Origin of the sequence: Salinimicrobium xinjiangense DSM 19287 (genome assembly GCF_000423585.1) — a bacterium.
In the GTDB taxonomy this organism is placed as follows: Bacteria; Bacteroidota; Bacteroidia; order Flavobacteriales; family Flavobacteriaceae; genus Salinimicrobium; species Salinimicrobium xinjiangense.
On sequence record NZ_AUIG01000016.1, the window covers coordinates 96,106 to 122,085 of the forward strand.

Below are 25,980 nucleotides of genomic sequence, written 5' to 3' on the forward strand. Positions count from 1 at the left end.
TATGGAAGAACAACTACTTCTGCTTATTCAAACCCTAGTAGTCATCCTCATTATGGTATGGTTTATTATTGGGTTTAGTCTGGTTTACCGAAAGAAAAGAAAGAAGCAGCTGGAGTTTATCGAACTTACTTTCGCTGACTCAATAGCTAAATTTCTTTATCCCCCGCAGGGAGAGGAATACCATTTTCTTAAAGTTCAACGGGCTCTCCAGGCGGCAGGTGCAAAACCTTCTAAAAAAGCAAATATTCAGTACCTCATAGACTTAATGATAAGGGCACAAAGAACAATGCTTGGTGCAAATCATTCCAAATTAAGACTTCTTTTTACTCAAATACCTCCCTATAGGGCATCTCTTTCAAAACTTAATAGCAGGAAATGGTATGTCAAGGCGAGAGGGATCAGAGAGATATATGAAATGGAGCAGTCACAGTACATAAAGGAAATCACTAAGGAGCGAAATAATTCCAACATTTATGTGAGAAGAGAGGCCCAGATCGCTATGGTAGTTTTTTTGGGTTGGGAGAGTCTGCGCTTCCTCCCATACCTTAAAAGAGATATGACCTTATGGCAACAGATTAAAATTGTGGAAAAACTCTATGCATATTATCCAGATGCCCAAATTAAATATTTAAAGAAATCCTATGCTACACAGAGACCCTATGCACAGGAGCTGCTTATGCGCACTATCAGGAAATTTAATCTTTTTACAGAAGTAGACTACATTATAGATTTTCTGGACCATGAAAGTTTTGATCGTCGGGAAACGGCAATCTATTGTATCAGTTCCTTTAAACTCACTGCGGAACAGGCAAAGGATGTCAAACAAAGAGTTTTTAAAATACCGAATACCGAACAACAGGTACAGCTACTTAAATACATACATCAAATTTCTGATAAACCAGATCTGGAATTTTATAATGCAATTCTGGAAAGCGGAAATGATATTCTCGAAATGAGTGCAGCTGAGATTCTCTGGACCAGTGGTTATGAGGAGCTGGTTCACAAATTCTATTACAGCCAGTATTCTACCGGTCCTTCTCTAAAAGAGGTAATATGACAGGAATTCTACAGGAGGTTTATGTCAGGATCAGCTGGGTCTTTTTTATCTATGGAGGCCTTCTGCTCACCATATACTTCCTGGGGGTGGTATTATCTGCCCGGGCTGTTAAGAGAAATAAACGCCGCGCTAGATTTCTTCAGGTAAAAGATATTGTAAGTGCTACAGACATTCCCTCTGTAACTCTTGTGGCAGCAGCTTTCAATGAGGGTAGAACAATAGTAGAGAATGTAAAATCGCTACTTTCCATACAATATCCTTTTTATGAGCTAATGATTATAAATGACGGGAGCACCGACAATTCAATGAGGCTCCTTATTGAAAAATATAAGCTGGAACCTATTGACTCCACTTTTATTGTTCAACCTATTCCTACCGCCATGGTAAGGGCAGTTTATAAAAGCACCGATATAAAATATAAGCACCTTACTGTTATAGATAAGAACAATGGAGGTAAAAGCGATGCATTAAACTGCGGAATAAATTTCGCTCATACAGAACTTATCCTTTGTACAGATGCCGACTGCATTGTGGAACAGGATGCAATCCTCAAACTGGTAAGGCCTTACCTCGAAGAAGGGGACCTGGAAATAATTGCCTGCGGCGGCGCCATTGGCGTGGCCAATGATTCAGAGATCAGGGACGGAATTTTAAAAAAGCTCCGGGTTCCTAAAGATCTGTTGCCTACTACACAGGTGGTAGAATACATAAGAGCATTTCTAATTGGTCGTATGGGATGGGGGGAGGTAAATGGTCTCATGCTTATCTCGGGTGCTTTTGGAATGTATCCGCGCACGCGGCTATTAGAAGTAGGAGGTTTTAATACCAAAACCGTAGGAGAGGACCTGGAACTTTGTATAAGGCTCCGGGTACATATGGAAAAGCTGAAGAAAAAATATAAGGTGGTCAATGTGCCGGAAACACTCTGCTGGACCGAAGTTCCTCATTCGTATGAAGTGTTTGTGAAACAGAGAGATCGTTGGGCAAGAGGACTTTGGGAAACTCTTAAACTTCACAAATACCTCTTTATGAACCCCCGATACGGGAAAATGGGCATGATCTTTTTTCCCTATTGGTGCTTCTTCGAATTTGGAGCCCCCATAGTTGAATTTTTGGGAATTGTTTTTCTGCTTGTTTTTGGATTCTATGGACTTATAGACTGGCCTCTGGCCATATTGCTTTTCCTTGCAGTTTATTTATTGGGTTGTATTTTCTCTTCTGTTGCCGTCTTTTTCTATATTCTCAATTTCAGGTATTATTCTTCAGCCAAAGAAATTACAGAATTATTACTTGCCGCATATCTTGAACCTTTTCTTTTTCATCCTGTTCTTGTTTATGGACAGCTAAAGGGGCTTTATAAAAAGCTCTTTAGAATAAAATCAGGATGGGGTAATATGACGCGGAAAGGATTTAGTACACAAACTACCACTTCCCCTTAAAATTTATACCTGTAGCCCAGGCTGGCTGTGAATTGCTGACCTTCTTCATCATTTGGCAGGTCTTCAAACAACATTCCGCCGCTTAGCATGATCACATGATGGATCCCGACAGTTTTGTTAATTCCCGAATTAAAATAAAAAGCTTCTAAAGTTGGATTCTCCTGCGTGCGGGTGTAAAGAGTAGGCTCGTCTGGAGAGATACCGGTTCCTAACCTCCCAAAAATGTAATTTTCGGGGGTGCTTAAATAATACCTTATGTTAAACTGGTAGTTCTGGATGAGCTTCTCAAGTCGCTCAGGTCCGATAAAAGCCCGGGCATTGAAATAGAACCTTCCGGCGTAGGTGGTAAGTCCTCCAATTCCGGTAAAGTAGTGGTTTCCGCCATAGTTCATACTTCTAAAACCCATCTCAGCCTCAAAAGAAGGTGCGAAATTGTAAAAAACAGAAGCGCTGGCTCTAAAATCGGGAAATATTTCACCATTTGAAAATCCAACATTTCCGAAGCCATAGAACTTTTTCGAAAAAATGGGGTAAGCTTCAATTTCATAAAGGCTGCCATCATTGTAAGACCTATCTGAATAAGTAGCCCTACCTATAATTGCCATTTTTGAGAAATTGTGCTGGTATTCTGCGCTTAATGCATACCACGCATCATTACGCGGATAATCATCGCTAAAAGAAATATACTGCCCCGTGACCTGCACTGAATTTTTAACCGTAAGGTTTATGATTTGATGTAGAATATAACGCTGCCCATCGCTAAGGGAGCTGTTGCGGTAGATTTCAGTGGCTAGCTTCCCCGCTTCCTCCGGTCTGTTGTCATTCAGCAGGAATCGGGCTCTCAGAATATTTAGGTCCGGCTCCTGTCCATAAATATATAGCAGGCGGTCAATGTAATGAAGAGCAGCCTGAGCCTCAAGCTGATGTAGACGTTGGATTGCCAGATTTTTCACCCCCACGTAATGAGGAGCTTCGGAAAGCAAATACTCCAGATCCCGGTCGCTCTCTTCAAAGCGCTTGAGCGCATAACGATTCCGCACCTGCAGCATTCTTATATCATGATATTCAGGAGCGGCGGCAAGAGCTTTAGAAGTAAGATCAAGCGAGCTAATGTAATTTCCGCTTCTATATTCTTCCAAAGCCTGAAAGTACATTTTATCTGTGTCGATTTCCTGAGTAAAAGCGGCTAAAGTGCTAAAAATTAATAGGAAAAAAAGCAGGTTTTTTTTCATGATGGGAGGAGGGCAAGGTTTGGCTAAAAATAGGAAATTATTGGTTTTTTGGCAGGAGAAGAACTTTTTAAATTTTGATGATTATGAGATAGATCATAGTTTTTAACAGCAGCAATGGATTTTTTTGTAGCTGAAAACTTTTAACCAATGAACAAATACTATCTCCTATTCGCTTTACTTTTTACCTCAGGCTTATTTGCCCAAACTTTTGAAGCCGACCTGCAGGTGCGGCCGAGGTTTGAGTATAGAAATGGATATAAAACACTATTACAGGAAGATGCCGATGCTGCTTCCCATACTTCTCAACGCACCCGCTTGATACTTGGGTATGCAGATGAGGCTCTCAAGGTAAAATTTTCGGGACAAAGTATTGGGGTCTGGGGAGATTCTCCCACCATGCGTCTGGAAGACAACAATGCTTTTACAATTTTTGAAGCCTATGGGCAGTATCAAACCAGTCCGGACTTTTTATTTCGTTTAGGAAGACAGGTACTTTCCTATGACAACCAGAGGATCCTTGGAGAAGTTGGCTGGGCTCAGCAGGCTCAAAGTCATGATGCAGCTCTTATCTCCTGGAAACCTGCAGTGAATCACAGGCTGGATATTGCGGCAGCTTATAATGCCGAAGCAGAAAGCCTTATAGAAATGCCTTACCGTATTAATTCATATCAAAATATGCAAATGGCCTGGTATCATATGGATGTGAATAATGTTGGGTTCAGCTTTCTATTGATGAACACCGGATATGAATTTGATACCCCGTTGCAGGATAGGGAAGTAGATTACATTCAGACTTTTGGAGCATTTCACAACTTTGTCTCAGGAAACTTATCCGGAGATGTGGGGGCTTACGGGCAAACGGGAAGTCGAAATGATCGTGATGTTTCTGCCTGGTATGCCGGTTTGAATCTTAACTATAAAGTTACTGATCTTTGGAGAGTAGGAGTGGGAGGCGAGTATCTTTCAGGAACAGATATGAACGATACTTCAGGTGAAATAAATTCTTTTACTCCGCTCTTTGGAACCAACCATGGCTTTAACGGCCATATGGATTACTTCTACGTGGGGAACCACCAGAACTCTGTTGGACTATTGGATCTCTACGGAAAGATTTCCTATGTCACTCCAAAATTTGAGTTTTCGATCATGCCTCATGTATTCTCCTCGGCTGCGACAGTTGTAGATGCTGCCGGAAACGTGCAGGATGATTATCTGGGCACAGAGATAGATTTTGCCGCCGGATATAAGATCCGCAAAGATCTGGGGATCAACTTCGGCTATTCACAGATGTTCGGAAGTGAATCCCTTGAGATCCTGAAAGGTGGGGACAAAGACAGAACTCAAAACTGGGCCTGGGTCATGGTGAGTTTTAGTCCGAAGCTGTTTAGTTATACAAAGCCTGCAGTTTCTGCTCAGTAAAAAAGGACAAAGAGGATTATATTTTCCGGGTTGAACTGAAACTTATAATTTAACTCTGTGAAGAACAGTCTGCTGGAAATATAAATTTATTTATCTTGCGTCGCCGGATATTCTTACCACAAGCTGAATGTTTATAGCTGATTGTCTGGTGAATATACAGATGCAATAGATCTTTGATGTTCAAAAAAAATTATCTCCTCCGCTTTTATGTTATTTTCATTTTTTTCCTGCTTCCGGGCTTGCAATTTATGTATGGTCAGGAAGAAGATCTATTGAAGAAACTGGAAAAAACTATAGAAAAATCTCCGGTATATGATGCTCAAAAATGGCAAAAAGTTGGTGCATTTCGGAGGGAGCTTGCTTCGGCGCCTGCACAGGATCTAAGAATGCGGCACCATCTTAATCAGGAATTGTTAAATGAATACCGTGTTTTCAAACAGGATTCTGCTTTTTATTATGGTTTACAAACGCGCGAACTGGCAGAAAAGCTTGAGGATGAAGAGCTAATTGCTTCCGCGGTTATTAATCTGGCCGATATAAGTGTTTCTGCAGGAATGTATAAGGAAGCTCTGGATTACCTCTCTCTTATAGATCCCGTCACGCTTCCGGATAATTTAAGGTCTCTGTATTATGGTCTTATGGGACGTTGCTATAGTGAAATGGCCGAGTATAGTAATCTAAAGCAATTTTCGGAAGAGTACAATCAGCTGGCTAGAGAATACAGGAAAAGAGCCCTGGCACTAACCGATGAAGGCACCTATTTTAATGTTTTCCTTCAGGCTTACATGGAATTTAGAGAAGGCAACCTGCAGCGGGCAAAAGCCGGTTTTCTAAAATTACTGGATGGCGAGCTGAATCCCAGGGAACTGGCTCTGGCAAGTTTTACTCTTGGAGAAATTTATGTGGAGATGGGGAATAAGGATAAGGCTATTCCTCATTTGGCAAGGGCTGCAATAGCCGATATTGAAACTTCTACAAAGGAGAATCTGGCTGTAGTAAGGCTTTCAGAAATCATGTTTGAAAAAGGCAATACCAGGCTTGCTTCCTTGTTTATCCATAAAGCCAATGAAGATGCTGCTTTCTATGGGGCGCAGCAACGAAAGATAAGGGTAGGGGCAATTCTTCCCCTTATAGAGGAACAAATAATTGACCGTATTGAAAGACAAAGATCCCGGCTGATCACTCAGAATGTGGTGATGAGTTTTCTACTGATTTTTGTAATTGCACTTGCTGCGGTAATCTTTCTGCAGGTAAGGAAACTTAAGAAAGCCAGAAAAGTTATTGAAGCAGCTCATGAGGATTTAAAGGATATTAACCGGGAGCTCTCTGCAGTGAATGAGCGAGTTAAATCAAAAAACATTGAACTTAACCGGGTAAATCATTTACTCCTGGAAGCTAACAAAATTAAGGAGGAGTACATCGGATTTTTCTTTACTCAGGATGCCGATATATTTGAAAAATTTAGAGAATTCAAAACAAAGGTTCAGGCGACTGCCGAAGAAGGAAAGCTGGAGAAGGTAAAATATCTGGTGAGCACCTATGATCTGAAAAAGGAAAAAGAAAAGCTACTCCGCAATTTCGACGAAGCTTTTATTAAACTCTTCCCCAATTTTATTGAGGAGTTTAATTCCCTGCTAAAACCTGAAGAGCAGGTCAAGGTCAAAAAGGGTAAAATTCTGAGTAAGGAATTGAGAATTTTTGCGCTGATTCGCCTCGGAATTACCCATAATGAGATCATTGCCCAAATCCTGGGGTATTCTGTTAATTCTATTTATGCCTATAAAACTAAATTGAGAAACAAGTCCTGGCTGGATAAGAAAGATTTCGATCAAAAACTCATCGAAAATACTACTTTACAGCTCTAAAATCTCCCTGTTTTACTATTATTTTCTATATCATTTTTCAAGTTGTATTATTATTAAACCCTTATTTAATAGGGTTTTAGCTTCAATTGTACGCCCGAATTTTCTATACGTTTTTATGAAAACGTTATAGGAGTTATTTTATTTAGGAAGTTTGAAGTGTTTAATTGATCCGCCGGTCACTCCGGCTGTGAATTTTGTCAATCAAAAATTATTATAAATGCAGAACAACACGCTATTAAATGCTGGTAAAAAAATAAAGGAAAGTCTTGTGCTGCTTTTCTTCTGTATCAGTATTATGTTAACAGCTCAGGAAGCCAATGCCCAGATCAGGGTTCAGGGGCAGGTTCTTGATGATACAGGAATTCCGCTTCCGGGAGCAACTGTCCTGGAAACGGGTACAACAAATGGGGTAGTCACAGATTTTGATGGAAACTTCACAATTGAGGTTCCATCTCTTGCAGCGACATTATCTATAAGTTACATGGGTTATGAGACAAAAACACTTGCAGCATCTGCCAACTTTATGAGGGTGGTGCTCAATACGGATGCAGCCGCTCTTGATGAGGTGGTGGTCATTGGATACGGACAATCCCGCCAAAGAGATCTTACCGGATCTGTTTCTGCAATCGATTTAGACGATATTGAATCGCAGCCTGCTTCGAATATTGGAGATGCCTTACAAGGGCGTGCGGCAGGGGTGCAGGTTATTACATCGGGACAACCAGGCAATAATCCCACTATTCGGATAAGGGGAATAGGGACTATAGGAAACAATGATCCTTTAATTGTTGTCGATGGAGTTCCTCTTAACGGCGGACTGAACCAGGTAAACATGCAGGATGTGGCTTCCATGCAGATCCTGAAAGACGCTTCAGCTACAGCTATCTATGGATCCCGGGGTGCTAACGGGGTGGTGATCATCACTACTAAAAGAGGAAAAGCCGGGGTAGGGCAACTGACTTTGGATATCTTCTCCGGAATCCAGGAACCTACCAATATGATCGAAGTTCTCAACGCACAACAATTTGCCATTTTAAGCAATGAGATGCTGGCCGCAGGTGGATTTACAACAAATCCCGATTTTGCAGATCCTATTTCCCTGGGAGCGGGAACAGACTGGCTGGATGCGCTATTCACAACCGGACTTCAAAATAATGCTACCCTGGCGTATAGTAATGGAAATGAAAATTCCAATGTCTATACCTCTTTGAATGTTTTTGACCAATCTGGGATTATCATCAACAATAACTATAGGAGATATATTTTTCAGTTGAACAGCGACACAGATGTGAACGAAAGACTTCGTTTTGGAAACTCCCTAAAAGTGAATCACGATATTAAGGAACAGGGAGAAATGAACATTAACGGAGCAATATTATCTCTACCCACCCAACCTATTTACAGGGAGAATGGAAACTTTTCAGGACCAATTGGGCAGCCAATTTATTCCGGAGATGTTGAAAATCCAATTGGTAAAGCTACTATTGTAGATAACTCTACCAAAGGTTACAACCTGCAGGGGAATGTATTTGGAGAGCTGGATATTTTCAGAAACTTCACTTATAAATCCCTTTTTGGAGCAGAAGCGAATTTCTGGTATGGAAGAACCTGGAGTCCTGCCTACAGCTGGGATACAGATATAGCTCCAAACGCTTATTTATTCGAATCTTCAAACAGAAGTATTACGCTTCTTTGGGATAATACCCTCACTTACAACAAAGAATTTAACAATGGCTCTTCTATAACTGCAGTAGTTGGAACCAGTGCCCAGGAAAATGAATTTAAATTCCTGAACGGCTCTGTTCAAAACTTCCCAAGCGAATCAACTCAGCAGATCAACAACGGAATTGAATTACCAACCGTGAGCGGTAGTGGTTCAGAATGGGCGATCTTCTCATATTTTGCAAGAGTTCAGTTAGACTACCTCGATAAGTATTACCTAACCGGAACGGTTAGGCGTGACGGTTCTTCACGATTTGGTGCCGGTAATAAGTATGGAACCTTCCCTTCAGCTTCGGCTGCATGGAGAATTTCAGATGAAGATTTTCTTAGAGATTCCAATGCCATTAATGAGCTTAAGTTGAGGTTAGGATACGGGATTACCGGAAATCAGGAGATAGGTAACTACGCCTTTGCTTCTGCTTACAATACCAACCTGTACAACTTCAATGGCAATTTTGTTACTGCCGCCGTTCCCACTACACTTCCTAATACCAATGTACAGTGGGAATCCCAGAAGCAATACAACATAGGTCTTGATGCAACTTTGTTCAACAGGGCCCTTGATCTAAAAGTAGATGTTTACCGCAAGGATACCGAAGACATGCTGGTGCCGCAATCTGTGCCTGTTACTTCCGGTTATTCAGATATTTATGTTCCTTACATCAACGCCGGAAAGATCAGGAACCAGGGAGTTGAAGCGATCCTTACCACCTACAACTTTGCAAGAGAAGATTTCAGCTGGAGTACAGATTATGTCTTCACCTACAATGATAACGAGGTGATCAATATCAACAGTGATACACCGCTAACTACAGGAGGAATTGGACTAAACTACAATCTTGCGCGCATCCAGCCCGGCTATCCTGTCAATGTTTTCTACGGATTCGTTCAGGATGGAATTTTCCAGACGCAGGCCGAGATCGACAATGCCGCAGTGCAATCTCCCGGAACGAATCCCGCGACCAGTACTGCTCCGGGTGATATCAGGTTTAAGGACCTTAACAACGACGGACGTATTACCGATGAGGACCGTACCTTTATAGGAAACCCAAACCCCGATTTCACGTTCTCGCTGAATAACACCTTCAGATATAAAAATTTTGACCTGAGTGTGTTCTTCCAGGGTGTTTATGGAAATGACATTTTCAACGCCAACCGACTTTATACCGAAAGTATGTCGGTTACCACAAACCAATCTGTAGCTGTACTTGACAGATGGAGAGGACCGGGTACCAGTAATGATATGCCAAGAGCGGTGTTCGGTGACCCTAACAACAACACCCGTCCTTCTACACGTTACATAGAAGACGGTTCTTACCTGAGGCTACGAAATGTGAATTTTGGGTACAATATACCGGTAGACACTTTTGGAGACACTGCATTTAGTTCGGCAAAGATCTACCTGGCAGGACAGAACTTATTTACGATCAGCGATTACTCAGGATTTGATCCTGAAGTAGGTCCTAATGGAATTGACAATAACATCTATCCTGTGACCCGCAACTTCACAGTAGGAATTAATCTAGGATTTTAAAAAATAGCGATGAGACACTTTGAAATTAAACTAATGGCCCTGGTTGCTCTGCTCCTTATGAGCTGTAGTGACGACTTTCTTGACAGGCAGCCGCTGGATACTATTAACACCGAGAACTATCCCACTACTGCCGAAGAATTGGTGACTGTGGTGAATGGAGCATACCAGCCCTTGCAGTGGCCAAAGCTTTACAATTTGAGAATGTGGTCCACAGATATCATGGCCGGAAACAGCATCGTTGGCGCCGGGGGAGGATCTGACGGGATAGAGACCCAGGATATGGCTAACTTCGTGACTAACACAGATAACGCCGGAGTACTGGATCTCTGGAGAGGACCATGGCCCGGAATCTTAATGTCTAATATTGTTCTTGATGCCGCTCCAAAGCTCGACATCAACGAGGATATTAGAAACCGTAGCATGGGTGAAGCTCATTTCCTTAGAGCACACTATTATTTTATTCTGGCAAGGTTCTTTGGAGATGTGCCATTGATCACCGAACCTCAGAGTTCAGACAGTGATCTATTCCCGCCGCGGGATCCCGTTGCTCTGGTTTATGAGCTAATAATCGCCGATCTTAATGCTGCTGCGGAACTTTTGCCTCCTAAATCAGCCTACGGTTCAGCAAACAAGGGAAGAGCATCAAAAGGTGCTGCTTATGGAATGCTGGCAAAAGTGCATTTAACCCTTGGGAATTATCAGCAAGTAGTACAGTATACTACAGAAGTAGAAAATTTGGGTTATGCACTCAATGAAAATTATGCCGATAATTTCTCTATTACCAATGAGAATTCAGTAGAATCCTTATTTGAAGTACAGTATGCTTCCGAAGGTGGATACGATTTTTGGAGCAATGAAAATCAGGCATCCTGGGCAAGTCCCTTCATGGGGCCGCGAGGTGCCAATTTTGTAGCCGGAGGCTTTGGTTGGAACCAGCCAACCCAGGAATTTGTAGAAGCTTACGAAGAAGGAGACAAGCGCAAGGATGCAACAGTGTTATATGAAGGAGGTCCTGAATTCGACGGCAAGGAATACGAAAGCCGATTCTCTTTCACCGGTTATAATACAAGAAAGTTTTTAGTGCCGATTAGCCAGGTCTCTGCCTATGATAACAGTCCGCTTAATTTTCCTATTCTAAGATATGCCGATGTTTTGCTTATGAAAGCTGAGGCTTTAAATGAGTTGGGACAAACAGCACTTGCCGAAGATTACCTCAACATGGTTCGCAACCGTGCGGGGCTGGATGATATCCAGAGTTTGAGTCAGGCTGACTTTAGAAATGCGGTTCTGCAAGAACGAAGAATGGAACTGGCTTTTGAAGGACAAAGATGGTTTGACCTTATCCGCGTGAACAACGGAGAATATGGATTGAACTTCCTGAGATCGATTGGCAGGAACAATGCCTCACAAAAGCATTTGTTGTTCCCTATCCCGCAAATAGAATTAGACAGGAACCCTAACCTGGTTCAGAACCCCGGTTATTAAAAAATGAAAAATATGAATTCAATTTTCAACCTGAAGCGATTTTATGTCGTAATACTTGCTCTTATCCTGGGCGTGATGAGCGGCTCCTGTGATACAGACGAGCTGGAGGATCCTTCTCTTCAAAATGTAGATAATGAACTTGCTCTAACAATTTCTGATGAAAAACTCGAGTTAAACGAGCGCTTTATTGGCAACGAACTTGGTTTTAACTGGTCCAGCGGTACTAACCGCGGCACAGGAGCGGCCATAGAATACACTCTGGAAATAGATCATGCCGGGAATGATTTTTCAGACCCCTTGATCACTCTTGCTGATGGAGTAAAGAACCAATATTCTGCTGCTATCGACCATGGAACCCTGAATCACAGATTGCTCAACAGCGGACTTGAGGCCGGGAATTCCTATGAACTTGAAGCGAGATTAACTGCAGAAGTCACCGATGCTTCAGTTGAAGATCAGGTGTCAAAAATGACATTTTCGGTGACTCCTTATAAACCCGTTTCCAGCAGACTATTTATAGTGGGAGATGCTTCTCCAAATGGTTGGAATATCTCCAATGCTGCGGAATTAACTTCCGGAAATCAACGCGGGGTTTTTATCTATGAAGGAAAACTTTCCGAAGGTAATTTCAAATTTGCAGTAAGCCGTGATGATTGCTGGTGTCAGGATTTCTACACAAAACATCCCGATAACGATGGTATGATCGTGTACAATGAAGGCGGAAGCGGGGAAGATGTACAATGGACGATTTCCGAAGAAGGAAATTACAGGCTAAGAGTGGATCTGCTTAACAAGACCATAGAGATCACTCCTGTAGAAGACGCGCCTTTCTCCAGTCTATACATAGTAGGAGACGCGACCGAAAGCGGCTGGAACATTGATAACCCTGCCAGCTTTACCCAAAGTGAACTCGATCCATTTGTCTTTAATTACGAAGGAAATTTTGCACCGGGTGAGTTCAAGATCTTCGCCGGCCCAATGGGAGACTGGTGTGGAGACTGGTACCGTCCACAAGTGGATGATAAGGCCCTTGAAAGTGGTGCAGTTATTCAGGCTGCCGGCTGTGAACCGGACAATACCTGGTTGGTAACCGATGAAACTGTAGGCAGATATAGAATCAGCCTTAACACAGCCACTAATACTATCAGGTTTACTAAGGTCAACCTTCACATCGTTGGAGATGCAGGTCCTAATGGATGGAATATTAACAATCCTGCTCCCATGGAATATGTGAATGGCGATTTCGTGTACACCGGGCCTTTAAAGGCAGGAGAATTGAAGTTTTCAAAATACCAGGGAGACTGGTGTGATGGAGAATGGATCAACTCTGCAGAGAACGGACAGTCTATAACAAATACTGAATTCATTACCACCTTTGGTTGTGATGGACCCGATAATAAATGGAAACTTTCTGCCGATGATGCGGGGGATTATGAGATCAGGATCAATCTTGATACTGAAACCATGACCGTTACTGCCCTCTAAGGCTAAAAAACAATAGAATGAAAAGAAACAGTATATTTTTATTGATGATGCTACTGGTGATGAGCGCCTGTAGTAAGGACGATGACACACTTCTAAGTCCCATTGATGAAGGGGTAGATATGAGCTACAACGAAGTCCTTAATTTTAAAAAGGACAAGGCGAAGTACAATCCCGGAGAAGAAGTGAACTTTAGTGTGAACGGAACTCACCAGAATACAACGGTCCGTTACAAATATCTTGGACAGGTGATCAATGAAGAGCCGCTTACCGGCACTTCCTGGAGCTGGGAACCGCCTTCCGAAGATTTTAGAGGATATATGGTGGAACTGGTAAAAGAAACCGGCGGAGAAGAAACTGTGATAGGAACTGTGGCCGTGGATGTCTCTTCAGACTGGACCAGATTTCCGCGCTATGGTTTTCTTTCAAAATTTGGGAACATTTCTGCTTCTCAAAGAGCCGGAATTCTGGACAACCTGAAAGATTATCATATTAACGGACTTCAGTATTACGACTGGCATTTTGAGCATCACCGTCCGTTACCGCTCGATGAGAACGGAGAGCCGGTAGCGACCTGGAATGATCTTTTTAACAGGGAGATCTATTTTGGAACAGTTGAGGGATATATTGAGCAGGCGCAGGAGCGTAATATGGCTTCCATGTTCTACAATCTACTTTTTGGAGTTTGGAAAAAAGACGAAGTGCAGCCGGTACCTCTGCAATGGTTGATGTTTGAAGACCGTAATCATAGGTCCGTAAACCGTCACATCCTTTCAGGCTTTGGAAACATTCAGCTGGCAGATCCTTCGAACAACCAATGGCAGGAGCACATTTTTGGAGAGACAGCTACGGTTTATGAAAATCTTGATTTCGATGGCTGGCACCTTGACCAGTTGGGTGACCGCGGAACTTTGTATAACTATGAAGGCTACAGGATAGATTTAGGAGATGCTTACAAAGATTTTCTTATTTCCCTTGAGAACCGTTTTCCCGGAAAGAAGCTGGTCTTAAATGCGGTTGATCAATATGAACAACAGGAGATCCTTGAAGCGCCGGTAGATTTCGCATATTCTGAGATCTGGAGCAGATATCAGTATCAGGATCTGGCACGGGTGATCCTGGAAAATTATGAATATTCCAACGGCGAACTCAACACCGTGCTGGCGGCTTATATGAATTACAACTCGCAGAGCGGAAGTTTTCACACTCCTTCAGTCTTAATGACCGATGCTGTAATCTTTTCCTTTGGTGGCGCGCATTTAGAGCTGGGAGAGCACATGTTGTCCAGCGAATATTTTCCAAATGACAAGCTTAATATGAGCGTGGAATTGCGGAATTCTGTAAAGGAATATTACGATTTCCATACTGCTTACCAGAACCTGTTACGCGACGGCGGAAGCTTTAACATCCCTTCCGTACAATCCCAGGATGCCGATGTGAAATTTAATAACTGGCCTCCGGTTGTAGGGCAGGCTGCTGTGGTTGTAAAGCAACTTGAGAATCAGCAGGTGCTTCATTTTTTGAATTATGACGGGGTTTCTACGCTGCAGTGGAGAGATGACAGCAAGATCCAGAGACAGCCATTGGTAAAGGATAACTTCAGCATTACAGTAGAGGCAGGAAGAAATGTTTCAAAAGTATGGTTTGCCTCTCCCGATATTAACGGGGGTGCATCACAGGAACTTGAATTTACCCAAAGCGGGAACCAGATCACTCTTGAAGTGCCTTATCTTAAATACTGGAGCATGCTTGTGCTCGAATACTAATCAGGATAAAATATAATCATGAAAAATTTTAAAATATTCTCTATCCTTTTTCTTTTTGTCCTCGGGCTAAACTCTTGTAGTTCTGATGATGATTTCACCGCGGAGACTCCCGAACCAACTGCCGACTTCTCTTTTGAAGCGGTAGCCGATAATCCGCAGCTCATCAGCTTTACCAACCTTAGCGTTGATGCCGATGAATTTATGTGGGATTTTGGAGATGAAACGGGAGTTTCGACTCAGAAGCATCCTTCTTATCAGTATGCTTCAGCAGGGAATTACACTGTTAAACTTACCGCGATGAATGGGGACAACACCAGTACCTATTCCGAGGAAGTCAGTGTGCTTGGAGTTCCTTCCGCAGCATTCTCTTATGAAGTTGATGAGGAAGATACTTACACGGTTCATTTCGAGAATCAGAGTCAGAATGTAGCTGAATATTCCTGGGATTTTGGAGATGGATCTGAAGGTTCTTCGGAAGCTTCTCCTTCTCACACCTATGCTGAAACCGGGATTTATACTGTAACTCTTACTGCAACCGGTGCCGGTGGTACGGCTGAAGCTTCCATGGAAGTGGAGGTGAAGGATGCCCAGCCGGCATTCAGCAATGTTTATATTGTGGGTGATGCTTCAGAAAGTGGCTGGAACATTGGTTCCCCTGCAGCTTTTACGCAGAGTGAAACCAATCCGTTCGTTTTCGTATATGAAGGCGTTCTTACTCCCGGAAACATTAAGTTTTCAACCTTTACCGGTGACTGGTGTGACGGGCAATGGATCAATGCTGCTGAAAATGGAACTTCAATAACTCAGGCTTCTGGCTTTATTATCACTCAGGGTTGTGACGGACCAGACAACCAATGGCAGGTAACTGAAGACACTCAGGGGCGCTATAGAATTACTGTGAATCTTGAGATTGAAACCATAAATTTCGAAGCACAAAATGCGCCTTATTCCGAATTATATCTCATTGGAGATGCTTCCGAAAACGGTTGGAACATAGATTCTCCCGCTGCCGGCTTTACTCAAAGCAGTACAGACCCATTTATCTTTACTTACCAGGGCACTTTGAATCCGGGAGAATTTAAAATTGCTACTTATACCGGCGACTGGTGTGATGCAGACTGGCTGCACCCTACACAGGCAGACGCGTCACCCGCTGCTGGTAATTATGAAGCTCATTTAGGCTGTACAGGTCCCGATTATAAATGGAGGATCAATGAAGACACTCAGGGAGAATATCTCATTACTGTGAACCTTTATGAAGGCACCATAAATTTTGAGGTACAATAGGGGAGCCTTACTCAACCTTTGTCCTCAAAACAGTTATTCCGGGATCCATTTCTGGATTCCCGGATAACTTTTACTGAAAAATTTTTGCTATGAAATTGCTGCAACAAAGTTTTGCGCTCCTTATTATGTTTTTTTCTCTGGGTGTTTTTTCCCAGGAAATAACTTTAAAATCCTGTACCGGCTTTGAAAAAACAGGGGCTAAAAAGATCATTTTTGGATGTGAAGGCGGGGAGAAGCTTATGCTGGAATTCCTCGATTCAAAGAACATCAAATTCTGGTATGCTCCAAACGGGGAATTAACCCGCAACAATGAATCTTTTGCGGTCAACAATGAAGAATTTGATCCCAATTTCAACATCAACGTGGAAGAAAATGCTTCCAATTTTGAGATCTTCACGGGAGACCTGCGGGTGATGGTTCACAAAAAGCCGTTCAAAATTCAAATTTTTGACAGGTATCAGCGGCTTGTGCTTGGTGACCTTGACGGGGCAGCCTATGTTTCTGAAGGTACGAAGACCGAAGCCCGAAAAGTACTGCGGGAGGAAGAGCAATTCTTTGGCCTGGGAGAAAAAACCGGTTCGTTGAACCGCCGGGGCCGATCTTTTACGATGTGGAACAGTGATAAACCCTGTTACTCTGATACCGAAGATCCATTGTACAAGAGCATTCCCTTCTTTTTAAGCACCTACAACTACGGAATCTTCTTCGACAACACCTATAAAACCGAATTCGACTTCGGAAAAAAATCTGATGAATATTTCTCATTTTCGGCACCCGATGGGGCTTTCATCTATTACTTCATGTACGGCAAAGACCTGAAAGAAGTGATCAAAAGCTATACAAGATTGACCGGAAAGCCTATCATGCCACCGAACTGGGCGCTGGGCTGGTCCCAAAGCCGCGGAATGCTGGTGACCGAAGATCTTACACGAGAAATTGCAACAGAGTACCGAAAGAGGGAAATTCCAATAGACATTATTTACCAGGATATTGGTTGGGTTGAAGGCCTGCAGAATTTCGAATGGAGAAAAGACAGGTATGACAATCCTAAAAAAATGCTTGCAGATCTTGCTGAAGATGGATTTAAGGTCATAATTTCTCAGGATCCCGTGATTTCTCAGGTTGTTGAAGATCAGTGGCAAGAAGCGGCAAAAAAGGGATTTTTGGCTACCGATATCCGCACCGGAAAAGCTTATGACATGCCATGGCCCTGGGGCGGAAACGCCGGAGTGGTCGATTTCACCAATCCCGAAGTAGCCGACTGGTGGGGAGAACTTCAACAAAAACCCCTTGATGATGGCGTGAAAGGTTTTTGGACAGATATGGGAGAACCAGCCTGGAGCAATGAAGAAAGTACCGACAGGCTTTATATGAAGCACCATAAAGGAATGCATGATGAGATCCATAATGTTTACGGACTGGAATGGGATCGCGTAGTAACTGAGCAATTCGAAAAGAGAAATCCAAATCAGCGGGTTTTTCAAATGACCAGAGCCGCCTATGCGGGAATGCAGCGCTACACCTTTGGCTGGAGCGGCGATAGCGGAAATGGAACAGATGTTACCGACGGCTGGGAAAGCCTGGCCGACCAGGTGCCGATGGGACTTTCTGCCGGTCTGGGATTAATTCCTTTCTGGACGACAGATATTTCAGGCTACTGCGGGGAAATAACAGATTATGAACAATTTTCGGAATTATATGTGCGTTGGCTTCAGTTCGGAGTTTTTAATCCGCTGAGCAGGGCCCACCACGAAGGAAACAATGCAGTAGAGCCCTGGTTATTTGGAGAGGAAGCCGAAAGGATTTCCAAAGCAGCTATTGAATTAAAATATCAGCTGCATCTCTACATCTATACCTATGCGAGAGAGGCCTACGATACAGGACTTCCTATTATGCGCCCCTTGTTGCTGGAATATGCTTCAGATGAAAAGACGCATGAGATAAATGACCAGTTTTTGTTCGGAGAATCACTGCTAATTGCTCCCGTGGTGGAGGAAGACGTGACTTACAGGCAGGTGTATTTGCCAAAGGGGAACTGGAGAGATTACAACAATCCGAAGAAAAGCTTTAAAGGCAGGCAAACTGTCGATTATGATACTCCTTTGGAAGTGATCCCGATGTTCGTAAAAGAAGGTGCGATCATACCCAAGATGCCGGTGATGCCTTACATAGGGGCCATGAAAAATGCACCGCTGATCCTGGAGATCTTTCCGGCAGCAAAACCTTCAGAATTTACACTTTATGAAGATGAAGGAACAACCAATGACTACCGCAAGGATCATTTTGTGAAGACGAAGATTGAAAGTAAAACAACTTCTTCAGAAGTAATAGTTACTATAAATGAGCCGCAGGAAAATAACTTCAGCATTAATGGAAAAAGAAATTTTTGGCTGGAGATCTTTTTGGAGGAAAAACCTTCCGAAGTAAAACTGCAGGGCAAAAAGATTAATGAAAACTCTTCAGAAGCATTAAAAAGTGGATGGAATACTATCTTTGACACTTCCGGCTATTATTATGATGCCGAAAATGCACGTCTATTGATAAGGTTGCCGGATAATAAAAAGAAACAATTAATAAGTATAGTTAAATAAATATCTAATGAGAACAATGAAGATGAAGAATCTATTGATAATGAGCTTCCTGTGGCTGAGCATTTCGGGAGTTGCACTGGCTCAAAAAGTTGCTTCCCCCAATGGCGAAGTGCAAATGCAGTTTGAGTTATTGGAGGACGGAACTCCCGCTTACAGCCTTTCCTATAAAGGAAAACCGGTAATCAAAACCAGTAAATTAGGTCTGCACTTAAAAAATGATGAACATTCTTTAATTGACAATTTTGAAGTTATTGAACGCGAAGAATCTGCATTTGACGAGACCTGGGAAACGGTTTGGGGAGAAGAAAATGAAATTCGCAATCATTATAATGAGCTGGCTGTTATCTTAAATCAAAAACCCACAGATCGTGAAATGATCATTAGATTCAGGGTTTTTGACGACGGACTTGGGTTTAGATATGAATTTCCGCAGCAGCAAAACCTGGGGCATTTCATTGTGGAAGAAGAAAGAACACAGTTTGCCATGACGGGTGATCACACCGCCTTCTGGATTCCCGGTGATTATGATACCCAGGAATACGATTATATAGAGTCGAGACTTTCAGAAATAAGAGGATTAATGGAGACTTCCATTACAGATAATCTTTCCCAAACTTCATTTTCGGATACGGGCGTACAGACTTCCCTGTTGCTAAAAACAGATGACGGACTATATATCAACCTGCACGAAGCGGCTTTGCTGGATTATTCTGCCATGCACCTGGAGCTGGATGATGAGAATATGGTTTTTCAGTCATGGCTTACGCCAGATGTTACCGGAAACAAGGTGTACATGATCGCACCGGGGAAAAGTCCGTGGAGAACAGTTATTGTAAGTGATGATGCGCGGGATATCCTGGCTTCAAGAATGACCTACAACCTGAACGATCCTGTGGCTATAGATGATACTTCCTGGATCAAACCTGTAAAATATGTAGGAGTATGGTGGGAAATGATCACCGGAAAAAGCTCCTGGCATTATACCAATGATTTTCCCGCAGTGAGACTTGGAGTAACAGATTATGAAAACGCTACACCAAATAATACTCATGGAGCTACCACAGAAAATGTGAAGCGGTATATCGACTTCGCTGCCGAACATGGGTTTGACGGAGTGCTTGTAGAGGGTTGGAACATAGGATGGGAAGACTGGTTTGGAAATTCTAAAGATTATGTTTTTGACTTTATGACTCCTTACCCTGACTTTGACCTGGATGAAGTACGGGATTATGCTAAAAGCAAGGGAGTTGAAATGATCATGCACCATGAAACTTCGTCTTCGGTAAGAAATTACGAACGCCACCTGGATGCAGCTTACCAGTTTATGAAGGATAATGGTTATAATTCTGTCAAGAGCGGATACGTTGGCGATATACTTCCAAGAGGGGAGAATCATTACTCTCAGTGGTTGGTGAATCACTATCAGTATGCAATTGAGAAGGCTGCAGATTATGAGATCATGGTAAATGCACACGAGGCAGTGCGGCCTACAGGTGTTGCGCGTACCTGGCCAAATCTTATTGCAAATGAATCTGCAAGGGGGACAGAATATCAGGCATTTGGAGGTTCCAAACCTAACCATGTTACGGTAATTCCATTCACACGACTTATTGGAGGCCCAATGGATTACACTCCGGGGATCTTTGAGATGGACATTAGCAAGGCCAATCCAGATAATGATTCGTGGGTAAATTCTACTATTGCCAATCAGCTTGCACTTTATGTCACCATGTACTCCCCACTTCAAATGGCGGCCGATTTCCCCGAAAACTACGAACGTTTTATGGACGCTTTTCAGTTCATAAAAGATGTGGGAATGGATTGGGAAAAGAGTGTTTATTTAGAAGCTGAACCGGGGAGCTATATTACCATTGCAAGGAAAGAAAAAGGCACGAACGACTGGTTCGTGGGTAACGTGAATGGAGAGACACGACGTACATCAAATATTAGCTTTGATTTTCTTGACAAAGGCAAGACTTACATTGCTACCATTTATTCAGATGCTAAAGATGCGCATTACAGGAACAATCCGCAGGCCTATGAGATCAGGAAAGTTGTCGTGAACAACAAATCTAAGCTTAAGCAAGGTTCTGCACCGGGAGGTGGTTATGCTATCAGCATTATCGAAGCCGACAAATCTGAAACCAGAGGCTTGAAGAAATTGTAATTTCCAAAACATTTTTTTAATAACCGTCTGGGATAATTTTCAGGCGGTTTTTTTATGGGTATTTCTGAGCGCTTCAGTAAGAAGGCCAGTTTAAAGATCGATCCATTTAAGTAATCTAAAAGCTTTGTTAGCATTTAGCCGAATTAGCCAGGTTCTCCTGAAGTTTTTGTACTTTAAATCAATACAACAAACTATGAAAACTGCTTCTTTACTTAAAGACCTTGAATTTAATGATAAAAAACCTGCCGTACAGGTATTACTTGACACCGAAAGCAGCAGGGAAATAAGAATTGCAATGAAAAAAGGGCAGGTGATGAAAGAGCACAAAACTCCTTATCCAATTGTCGTAGAATTGTTTGAAGGAGCCATCAGCTTTGGAGTGAATGGCGAAGTACATCACATCAAAAAAGGAGATATGCTAACTCTGGAAGGAAACGTCCCTCACGACCTAAAAGCAGAAGCAGACAGTATAGTACGCTCAGTCTCTCAAAATCTGACACCGTGGAACGTGTAAAAGGCGTAGCAGATCAATCTTTATGAGTTTTATAAGTAGCAGGATCATTAGTAGAGGAGGCGTCTTTTTCTTAAATTTATAGGACTCCCTACTAAAACATTGATTTATGATTTCTGTAATGTCGCTTTTACTGGTAATTGCTCTTTCTATGCTGGTAATAAAAATAGGATCGATTGCTTTGTTGATGACGGGTCTTTCGGAAGAAGTCGCAAAATTTCAGGCACTTTCAGCTTTCTCAGGAACGGGGTTTACCACCACTGAAGCTGAAAGTATCCTGAAGGTACCAATCCGCCGACGGATCATTTCTGTGCTAATACGCCTTGGCTCTGTGGGTGTGGTTACCTCTATCTCCACACTATTGCTATCCTTCCTTGGAGCGGGATCGGCGACTACAGAAAGGCTTCTGGTTTTGGGATTAGGAGTGGTAGTTCTTTTGATCCTGGCAAAAAATAAAACGTTTAACCGATTGCTCAATCCTGTTATAGAGCGTTTATTATCCCGATATACTGCTTTGGACCTAAGAGATTATGTTTCCCTTCTTCACTTACAGGAAGATTATCGTATAGCAGAGATCGATATAAGGGAACACAACTGGCTGGCCAACCAAACAATTCAGGATCTCAATTTAACAGATGAAGGAGTGCTGGTCCTGGGAGTAAAGCGGGCAGGGGAAGAGTATTTAGGAGTTCCTCCCACAGATCTGCGTCTACGCCCAAGAGACCTTCTTGTTCTCTATGGTCGTAAAAAGCGGCTAAAGGAATTGGCCACCAGGGGAGGCGGAAATAAAGAAGCGCACCAGGAAGCTAAGGACCAAAACAAAAAAGATGTTGAAGGACAGCGGGCACAACTAGAGCGAATGAATGCGGCAGAAGAAGATTGAAAGTGTTCAAGGTCAGTGGTCAGTGATCAGCAAGTTTGTAGTTTACAGTAGTTAGAAGGCAGTTTAAGTCCAAATTAAGAGCCAATTAACCAATCCCAGATTAACTTGTCCCTAAATGCCACCAGTCATCGGGCGCCAAATCCCAACCAATAATGGAACGGTGAATTAGTGGCCAAATTCTATTCCTCTCGTCTCAATACTCACTACTTAATTCTCAGTACTACCTAATTAACACAATTTTATCCTCTTCCCCTGTGACATGTTAGCGCTAACAATTAAATTAGAGCATGGACAGGCAACAGGTTAGAAGAGGATTTGTTTTTAAGAGGTTTGAGGAAGAGAATATTCCTCCTTTCGACAAGCTTTTTGAAATTTTCAAGGAGTTGATCACCCATACTTCGGGGGATTTTGATGAGGCTATTGACTGGCTCCGCCAGCTGGACCAGGAGTATAAGCTTACAGACGAGAATTACACCATTGATGATTTTATTGAAGACCTGAAAAAGAAAGGCTTCATTCGTGAAGAAATAGATCCCGACGGCAATGGCGGAATGGCAATTACCGCAAAAACTGAAAGAGCGATACGGCAGCAGGCCCTCAACCAGATCTTCGGAAAACTCCGAAAGAGCGGTTCAGGGAATCACAATACAAAGAGAGTCGGACTTGGGGATGAACACACGGGAGAATTTCGTGATTACCATTATGGAGATTCTCTGGATAAGATCTCTATGACCGAATCCCTGCGAAATGCGCAGATCCATCATGGAGCCGATGATTTCCACATGACCGAAGATGATCTCGTTGTAGAAGAGACCCATCATAAAAGTACAATGAGCACAGTACTTATGATCGACATTAGTCATAGCATGATCCTTTATGGTGAAGACAGGATCACGCCGGCGAAAAAAGTTGCCATGGCTTTGGCAGAACTTATTACCACCCGTTATCCCAAAGATACCCTGGATATCCTGGTTTTTGGAAATGACGCATGGAGGATCTCTATTGGTGATTTGCCGTACCTGCAGGTTGGACCTTATCACACAAATACAGTGGCAGGTCTGGAACTGGCGATGGATCTTTTACGGCGTAAGCGCAATACCAACAAACAAATCTTCATGATCACAGACGGGAAACCTAGTTGTATAAGAGAACGGGACGGGAATTATTACCAGAACAGCGTGGGGCTCGATCCTTATATTGTGGAGAAATGTTATAATGCTGCGAGTCAGGCGCGAAAGTTACACATTCCCATTACCACTTTCATGATCGCCCAGGATCCTTACCTGGAACGCTTTGTTCGGGAATTTACTCAGGCAAATCAGGGAAAAGCTTTCTTCACAGGTCTGAAAGGTCTAGGAGAAATGATCTTTGAAGATTACGAAACCAACCGCAAGAAGAGGATAAAAGGTTAAAACCAAAAGGTCTCAAAAATGACATTTTTGGGACATTATAATTTACTTAAAATGGATGTACAAAAGCTAAAAACATTTGGTGCCCTAAAAAGCGCAGAATATAAGAGTAGAAATATAAAAGACGAGTTAAGACAGAATTTGTTGAAAAAGATCAGGAATAATGAACCGGCTTTTGAAGGGATTCACGGCTATGAGCATTCTGTAATTCCCGAGCTTGAGCGGGCGATTTTGTCCAAGCACAACATCAACCTTCTCGGGCTTAGGGGCCAGGCCAAAACCCGCCTTGCAAGAATGATGGTAAACCTGCTGGATGAGTGGATGCCGGTTGTGGAAGGTTCTGAGATCAATGATGATCCATTCAATCCCATTTCCCGCTATGCACGGGAGCTTCTGAAAGAAAAAGGGGATGAAACTCCAATTTCCTGGGTGCACCGCAAGGACCGCTATTTTGAGAAACTGGCCACCCCCGATGTTACCGTGGCCGACATCATTGGCGATGTAGATCCCATTAAGGCTGCTAACCTAAAGCTGAGTTACGCTGACGATCGCGTAATTCACTTCGGAATGATCCCCAGAGCAAACCGCAGCATTTTCGTGATCAATGAACTCCCCGATCTACAGGCGAGGATACAGGTGGCTTTGTTCAATATTCTGCAGGAAGGTGATATACAGATCCGCGGCTTTAAGCTTAGGCTGCCCCTGGACATGCAGTTTGTCTTTACCGCAAATCCCGAAGATTATACTAACCGCGGAAGCATTGTGACTCCGCTAAAGGACAGAATTGGTTCTCAGATCCTCACGCATTATCCAATGAACCTGGAAACGGCGAAGTTGATCACCCAGCAGGAAGCCCGTCTGGATCCCGATCAAACAGAAATAGTTCATGTGCCCGAACTGGCCAAAGACCTGCTGGAGCAGATAAGTTTTGAGGCCCGGGACAATGAGTTCATTGATGCCCGCAGCGGCATCAGCGCCCGTCTCAGCATTAGTGCATACGAAAACCTGCTGAGTACGGCCGAAAGAAGAGCTGTCAAAAATGGCGAAAAAAAGACACTTCTCAGGTTCGGAGATTTTCTCGGAGTGATTCCCAGCATCACCGGAAAGATCGAACTGGTCTATGAAGGAGAGCAGGAGGGAAGTGCAGTGGTGGCACAGGAGCTCATAGGAGAAGCTGTAAAAACGTTGTTCCCAACCATGTTCCCGAAGATCGAAAAGCTGAATAAATCCGACGCTCCCGATCCTTATTCAGAGGTGGTGGAGTGGTTCTTCTCAGAAAGCGGCTTCGAACTACTCGATGAAACTTCAGATGAAGATTATAAAGCAGCGCTCGGTTCCATACCGGCACTAGAGGCGCTGGTGAATAAATATCAGCCAAAAGTATCAGAAGAAGATAAATACTTCCTCAAGGAATTCCTGCTCTGGGGATTGGTGGAATACAAGAAGCTGAACAAGTTTCGATTTGCTGAAGGAATGCAGTTTAAGGATATTTATGGAAGCTATATTGAAGGGCTTAGAAATGAATAAGTAGGGAAAAGAATCTAGAGTCTAGAAACTAGAACCTAGACTTTTTGAAGGTCTCTTTAGAGACAGACAGAAAATACTTAATAAAAAAACCTTCAGGAAATTTTCCCGAAGGTTTTTATTGTGCGCCGTGCATGGCGTATCACTAGGCGGTGCAAGTCCGCTATGAGGGTTTATAGCTACCTATCATTAGCCAAGGGTAAGGGTGTCCATCGCGAGGTGGAATCTGAAGGAAGCCGGCGGCAAAGTTCCGGCCCGAGGAACACGAACATCATATAAGGCATATCCGATCTGGATGAGCTTGCAATACAAAGCGAAGTCCTAAAGCTATACAGAGATCGGGGTGTAGATGATGCAGGCACATGGAATGAAAGTGATACGTCTTACCGCGGGAGGTCTCACAGACACAGACTGAAACAGAGTATGAAGCTGTGGTTGAAATAAGATTTACTGTGAGAAGTCAGCCGAGCCCATAGTACCGGAAGAATCGACTACACCGGGAAGGGGTGAACCTTAAGAAGTAAGTAGTCAATGACTGTTACCTTATGAAGGGAAGAATGCAGAAAATATCGAAAGGTACCTGGCTGCAAAAGGATAGGACGGAATC

At 43.0% G+C, this 25,980-nt stretch carries 16 protein-coding genes; 15 read left to right on the forward strand and 1 reads right to left on the reverse strand.

Annotated features, from left to right (window positions below):
* Position 1: 1 nt before the first annotated feature.
* On the forward strand, positions 2-1,057 hold the full coding sequence (locus tag G564_RS0107215; protein ID WP_029037070.1) for a hypothetical protein: 1,056 nt from the start codon (positions 2-4) through the stop codon (positions 1,055-1,057).
* On the forward strand, positions 1,054-2,496 hold the full coding sequence (locus G564_RS0107220) for a glycosyltransferase family 2 protein (protein WP_029037071.1): 1,443 nt from the start codon (positions 1,054-1,056) through the stop codon (positions 2,494-2,496). The genes G564_RS0107215 and G564_RS0107220 overlap by 4 nt, the downstream gene beginning before the upstream one ends.
* Here G564_RS0107220 and G564_RS0107225 read toward each other — a convergent pair.
* A complete protein-coding gene (locus G564_RS0107225; protein WP_029037072.1) occupies positions 2,493-3,728 on the reverse strand; it encodes a YaiO family outer membrane beta-barrel protein in 1,236 nt (411 codons plus the stop codon). The genes G564_RS0107220 and G564_RS0107225 overlap by 4 nt on opposite strands.
* 147 nt (positions 3,729-3,875) lie before the next feature.
* Between G564_RS0107225 and G564_RS0107235 the strand changes: the two genes are divergently transcribed.
* The 13 genes from G564_RS0107235 to G564_RS0107295 all read left to right on the forward strand — a co-directional run bounded on the left by G564_RS0107235 (position 3,876) and on the right by G564_RS0107295 (position 25,376).
* Positions 3,876-5,147, forward strand: a complete 1,272-nt coding sequence (locus tag G564_RS0107235) for an alginate export family protein (protein WP_029037073.1) — start codon at positions 3,876-3,878, stop codon at positions 5,145-5,147.
* Between the two features lie 176 nt (positions 5,148-5,323).
* Positions 5,324-7,012 carry a DUF6377 domain-containing protein gene (locus tag G564_RS0107240; RefSeq protein WP_029037074.1) on the forward strand — a complete coding sequence of 563 codons (1,689 nt, stop codon included), beginning with the start codon at positions 5,324-5,326 and terminating at the stop codon, positions 7,010-7,012.
* 217 nt (positions 7,013-7,229) lie between these two features.
* Positions 7,230-10,268 (forward strand): SusC/RagA family TonB-linked outer membrane protein, encoded by a 3,039-nt coding sequence (locus G564_RS0107245; protein ID WP_029037075.1) that lies wholly within the window; start codon positions 7,230-7,232, stop codon positions 10,266-10,268.
* A 9-nt stretch (positions 10,269-10,277) separates the two neighbouring features.
* Positions 10,278-11,753, forward strand: a complete 1,476-nt coding sequence (locus tag G564_RS0107250) for a RagB/SusD family nutrient uptake outer membrane protein (protein WP_029037076.1) — start codon at positions 10,278-10,280, stop codon at positions 11,751-11,753.
* Positions 11,754-11,765: 12 nt separating this feature from the next.
* Positions 11,766-13,238 carry a SusF/SusE family outer membrane protein gene (locus G564_RS0107255; protein WP_169578121.1) on the forward strand — a complete coding sequence of 491 codons (1,473 nt, stop codon included), beginning with the start codon at positions 11,766-11,768 and terminating at the stop codon, positions 13,236-13,238.
* 17 nt (positions 13,239-13,255) lie between these two features.
* A complete protein-coding gene (locus G564_RS0107260; RefSeq protein WP_084625600.1) occupies positions 13,256-15,001 on the forward strand; it encodes a glycoside hydrolase family 66 protein in 1,746 nt (581 codons plus the stop codon).
* An 18-nt stretch (positions 15,002-15,019) separates the two neighbouring features.
* Positions 15,020-16,288 carry a PKD domain-containing protein gene (locus tag G564_RS0107265; protein WP_029037079.1) on the forward strand — a complete coding sequence of 423 codons (1,269 nt, stop codon included), beginning with the start codon at positions 15,020-15,022 and terminating at the stop codon, positions 16,286-16,288.
* An 89-nt stretch (positions 16,289-16,377) separates the two neighbouring features.
* Positions 16,378-18,879, forward strand: coding sequence for a glycoside hydrolase family 31 protein (locus G564_RS0107270; protein ID WP_029037080.1), 2,502 nt, complete (start codon positions 16,378-16,380; stop codon positions 18,877-18,879).
* A 22-nt stretch (positions 18,880-18,901) separates the two neighbouring features.
* Positions 18,902-21,046: a glycoside hydrolase family 97 protein gene (locus G564_RS0107275; protein ID WP_029037081.1), complete on the forward strand. Its 2,145-nt coding sequence runs from the start codon at positions 18,902-18,904 to the stop codon at positions 21,044-21,046.
* Between the two features lie 193 nt (positions 21,047-21,239).
* Positions 21,240-21,560 (forward strand): cupin domain-containing protein, encoded by a 321-nt coding sequence (locus G564_RS18805; protein WP_316928848.1) that lies wholly within the window; start codon positions 21,240-21,242, stop codon positions 21,558-21,560.
* Positions 21,561-21,666: 106 nt separating this feature from the next.
* Positions 21,667-22,440 carry a TrkA C-terminal domain-containing protein gene (locus G564_RS0107285; protein ID WP_029037082.1) on the forward strand — a complete coding sequence of 258 codons (774 nt, stop codon included), beginning with the start codon at positions 21,667-21,669 and terminating at the stop codon, positions 22,438-22,440.
* A 287-nt stretch (positions 22,441-22,727) separates the two neighbouring features.
* Complete coding sequence (locus tag G564_RS0107290; RefSeq protein WP_029037083.1) at positions 22,728-23,852, forward strand: vWA domain-containing protein; 1,125 nt, start codon at positions 22,728-22,730, stop codon at positions 23,850-23,852.
* A 51-nt stretch (positions 23,853-23,903) separates the two neighbouring features.
* Complete coding sequence (locus G564_RS0107295; RefSeq protein WP_029037084.1) at positions 23,904-25,376, forward strand: magnesium chelatase; 1,473 nt, start codon at positions 23,904-23,906, stop codon at positions 25,374-25,376.
* The last annotated feature ends 604 nt before the right edge of the window (positions 25,377-25,980 follow it).

What these genes read in the sequence shown, in the direction of transcription:
- G564_RS0107215 (WP_029037070.1), top strand. Translation starts at nt 2, where the DNA reads ATGGAAGAACAACTACTTCTGCTTATTCAAACCCTAGTAGTCATCCTC.
- G564_RS0107220 (WP_029037071.1), top strand. Translation starts at nt 1,054, where the DNA reads ATGACAGGAATTCTACAGGAGGTTTATGTCAGGATCAGCTGGGTCTTT.
- G564_RS0107225 (WP_029037072.1), bottom strand. Translation starts at nt 3,728, where the DNA reads ATGAAAAAAAACCTGCTTTTTTTCCTATTAATTTTTAGCACTTTAGCC.
- G564_RS0107235 (WP_029037073.1), top strand. Translation starts at nt 3,876, where the DNA reads ATGAACAAATACTATCTCCTATTCGCTTTACTTTTTACCTCAGGCTTA.
- G564_RS0107240 (WP_029037074.1), top strand. Translation starts at nt 5,324, where the DNA reads ATGTTCAAAAAAAATTATCTCCTCCGCTTTTATGTTATTTTCATTTTT.
- G564_RS0107245 (WP_029037075.1), top strand. Translation starts at nt 7,230, where the DNA reads ATGCAGAACAACACGCTATTAAATGCTGGTAAAAAAATAAAGGAAAGT.
- G564_RS0107250 (WP_029037076.1), top strand. Translation starts at nt 10,278, where the DNA reads ATGAGACACTTTGAAATTAAACTAATGGCCCTGGTTGCTCTGCTCCTT.
- G564_RS0107255 (WP_169578121.1), top strand. Translation starts at nt 11,766, where the DNA reads ATGAATTCAATTTTCAACCTGAAGCGATTTTATGTCGTAATACTTGCT.
- G564_RS0107260 (WP_084625600.1), top strand. Translation starts at nt 13,256, where the DNA reads ATGAAAAGAAACAGTATATTTTTATTGATGATGCTACTGGTGATGAGC.
- G564_RS0107265 (WP_029037079.1), top strand. Translation starts at nt 15,020, where the DNA reads ATGAAAAATTTTAAAATATTCTCTATCCTTTTTCTTTTTGTCCTCGGG.
- G564_RS0107270 (WP_029037080.1), top strand. Translation starts at nt 16,378, where the DNA reads ATGAAATTGCTGCAACAAAGTTTTGCGCTCCTTATTATGTTTTTTTCT.
- G564_RS0107275 (WP_029037081.1), top strand. Translation starts at nt 18,902, where the DNA reads ATGAAGAATCTATTGATAATGAGCTTCCTGTGGCTGAGCATTTCGGGA.
- G564_RS18805 (WP_316928848.1), top strand. Translation starts at nt 21,240, where the DNA reads ATGAAAACTGCTTCTTTACTTAAAGACCTTGAATTTAATGATAAAAAA.
- G564_RS0107285 (WP_029037082.1), top strand. Translation starts at nt 21,667, where the DNA reads ATGATTTCTGTAATGTCGCTTTTACTGGTAATTGCTCTTTCTATGCTG.
- G564_RS0107290 (WP_029037083.1), top strand. Translation starts at nt 22,728, where the DNA reads ATGGACAGGCAACAGGTTAGAAGAGGATTTGTTTTTAAGAGGTTTGAG.
- G564_RS0107295 (WP_029037084.1), top strand. Translation starts at nt 23,904, where the DNA reads ATGGATGTACAAAAGCTAAAAACATTTGGTGCCCTAAAAAGCGCAGAA.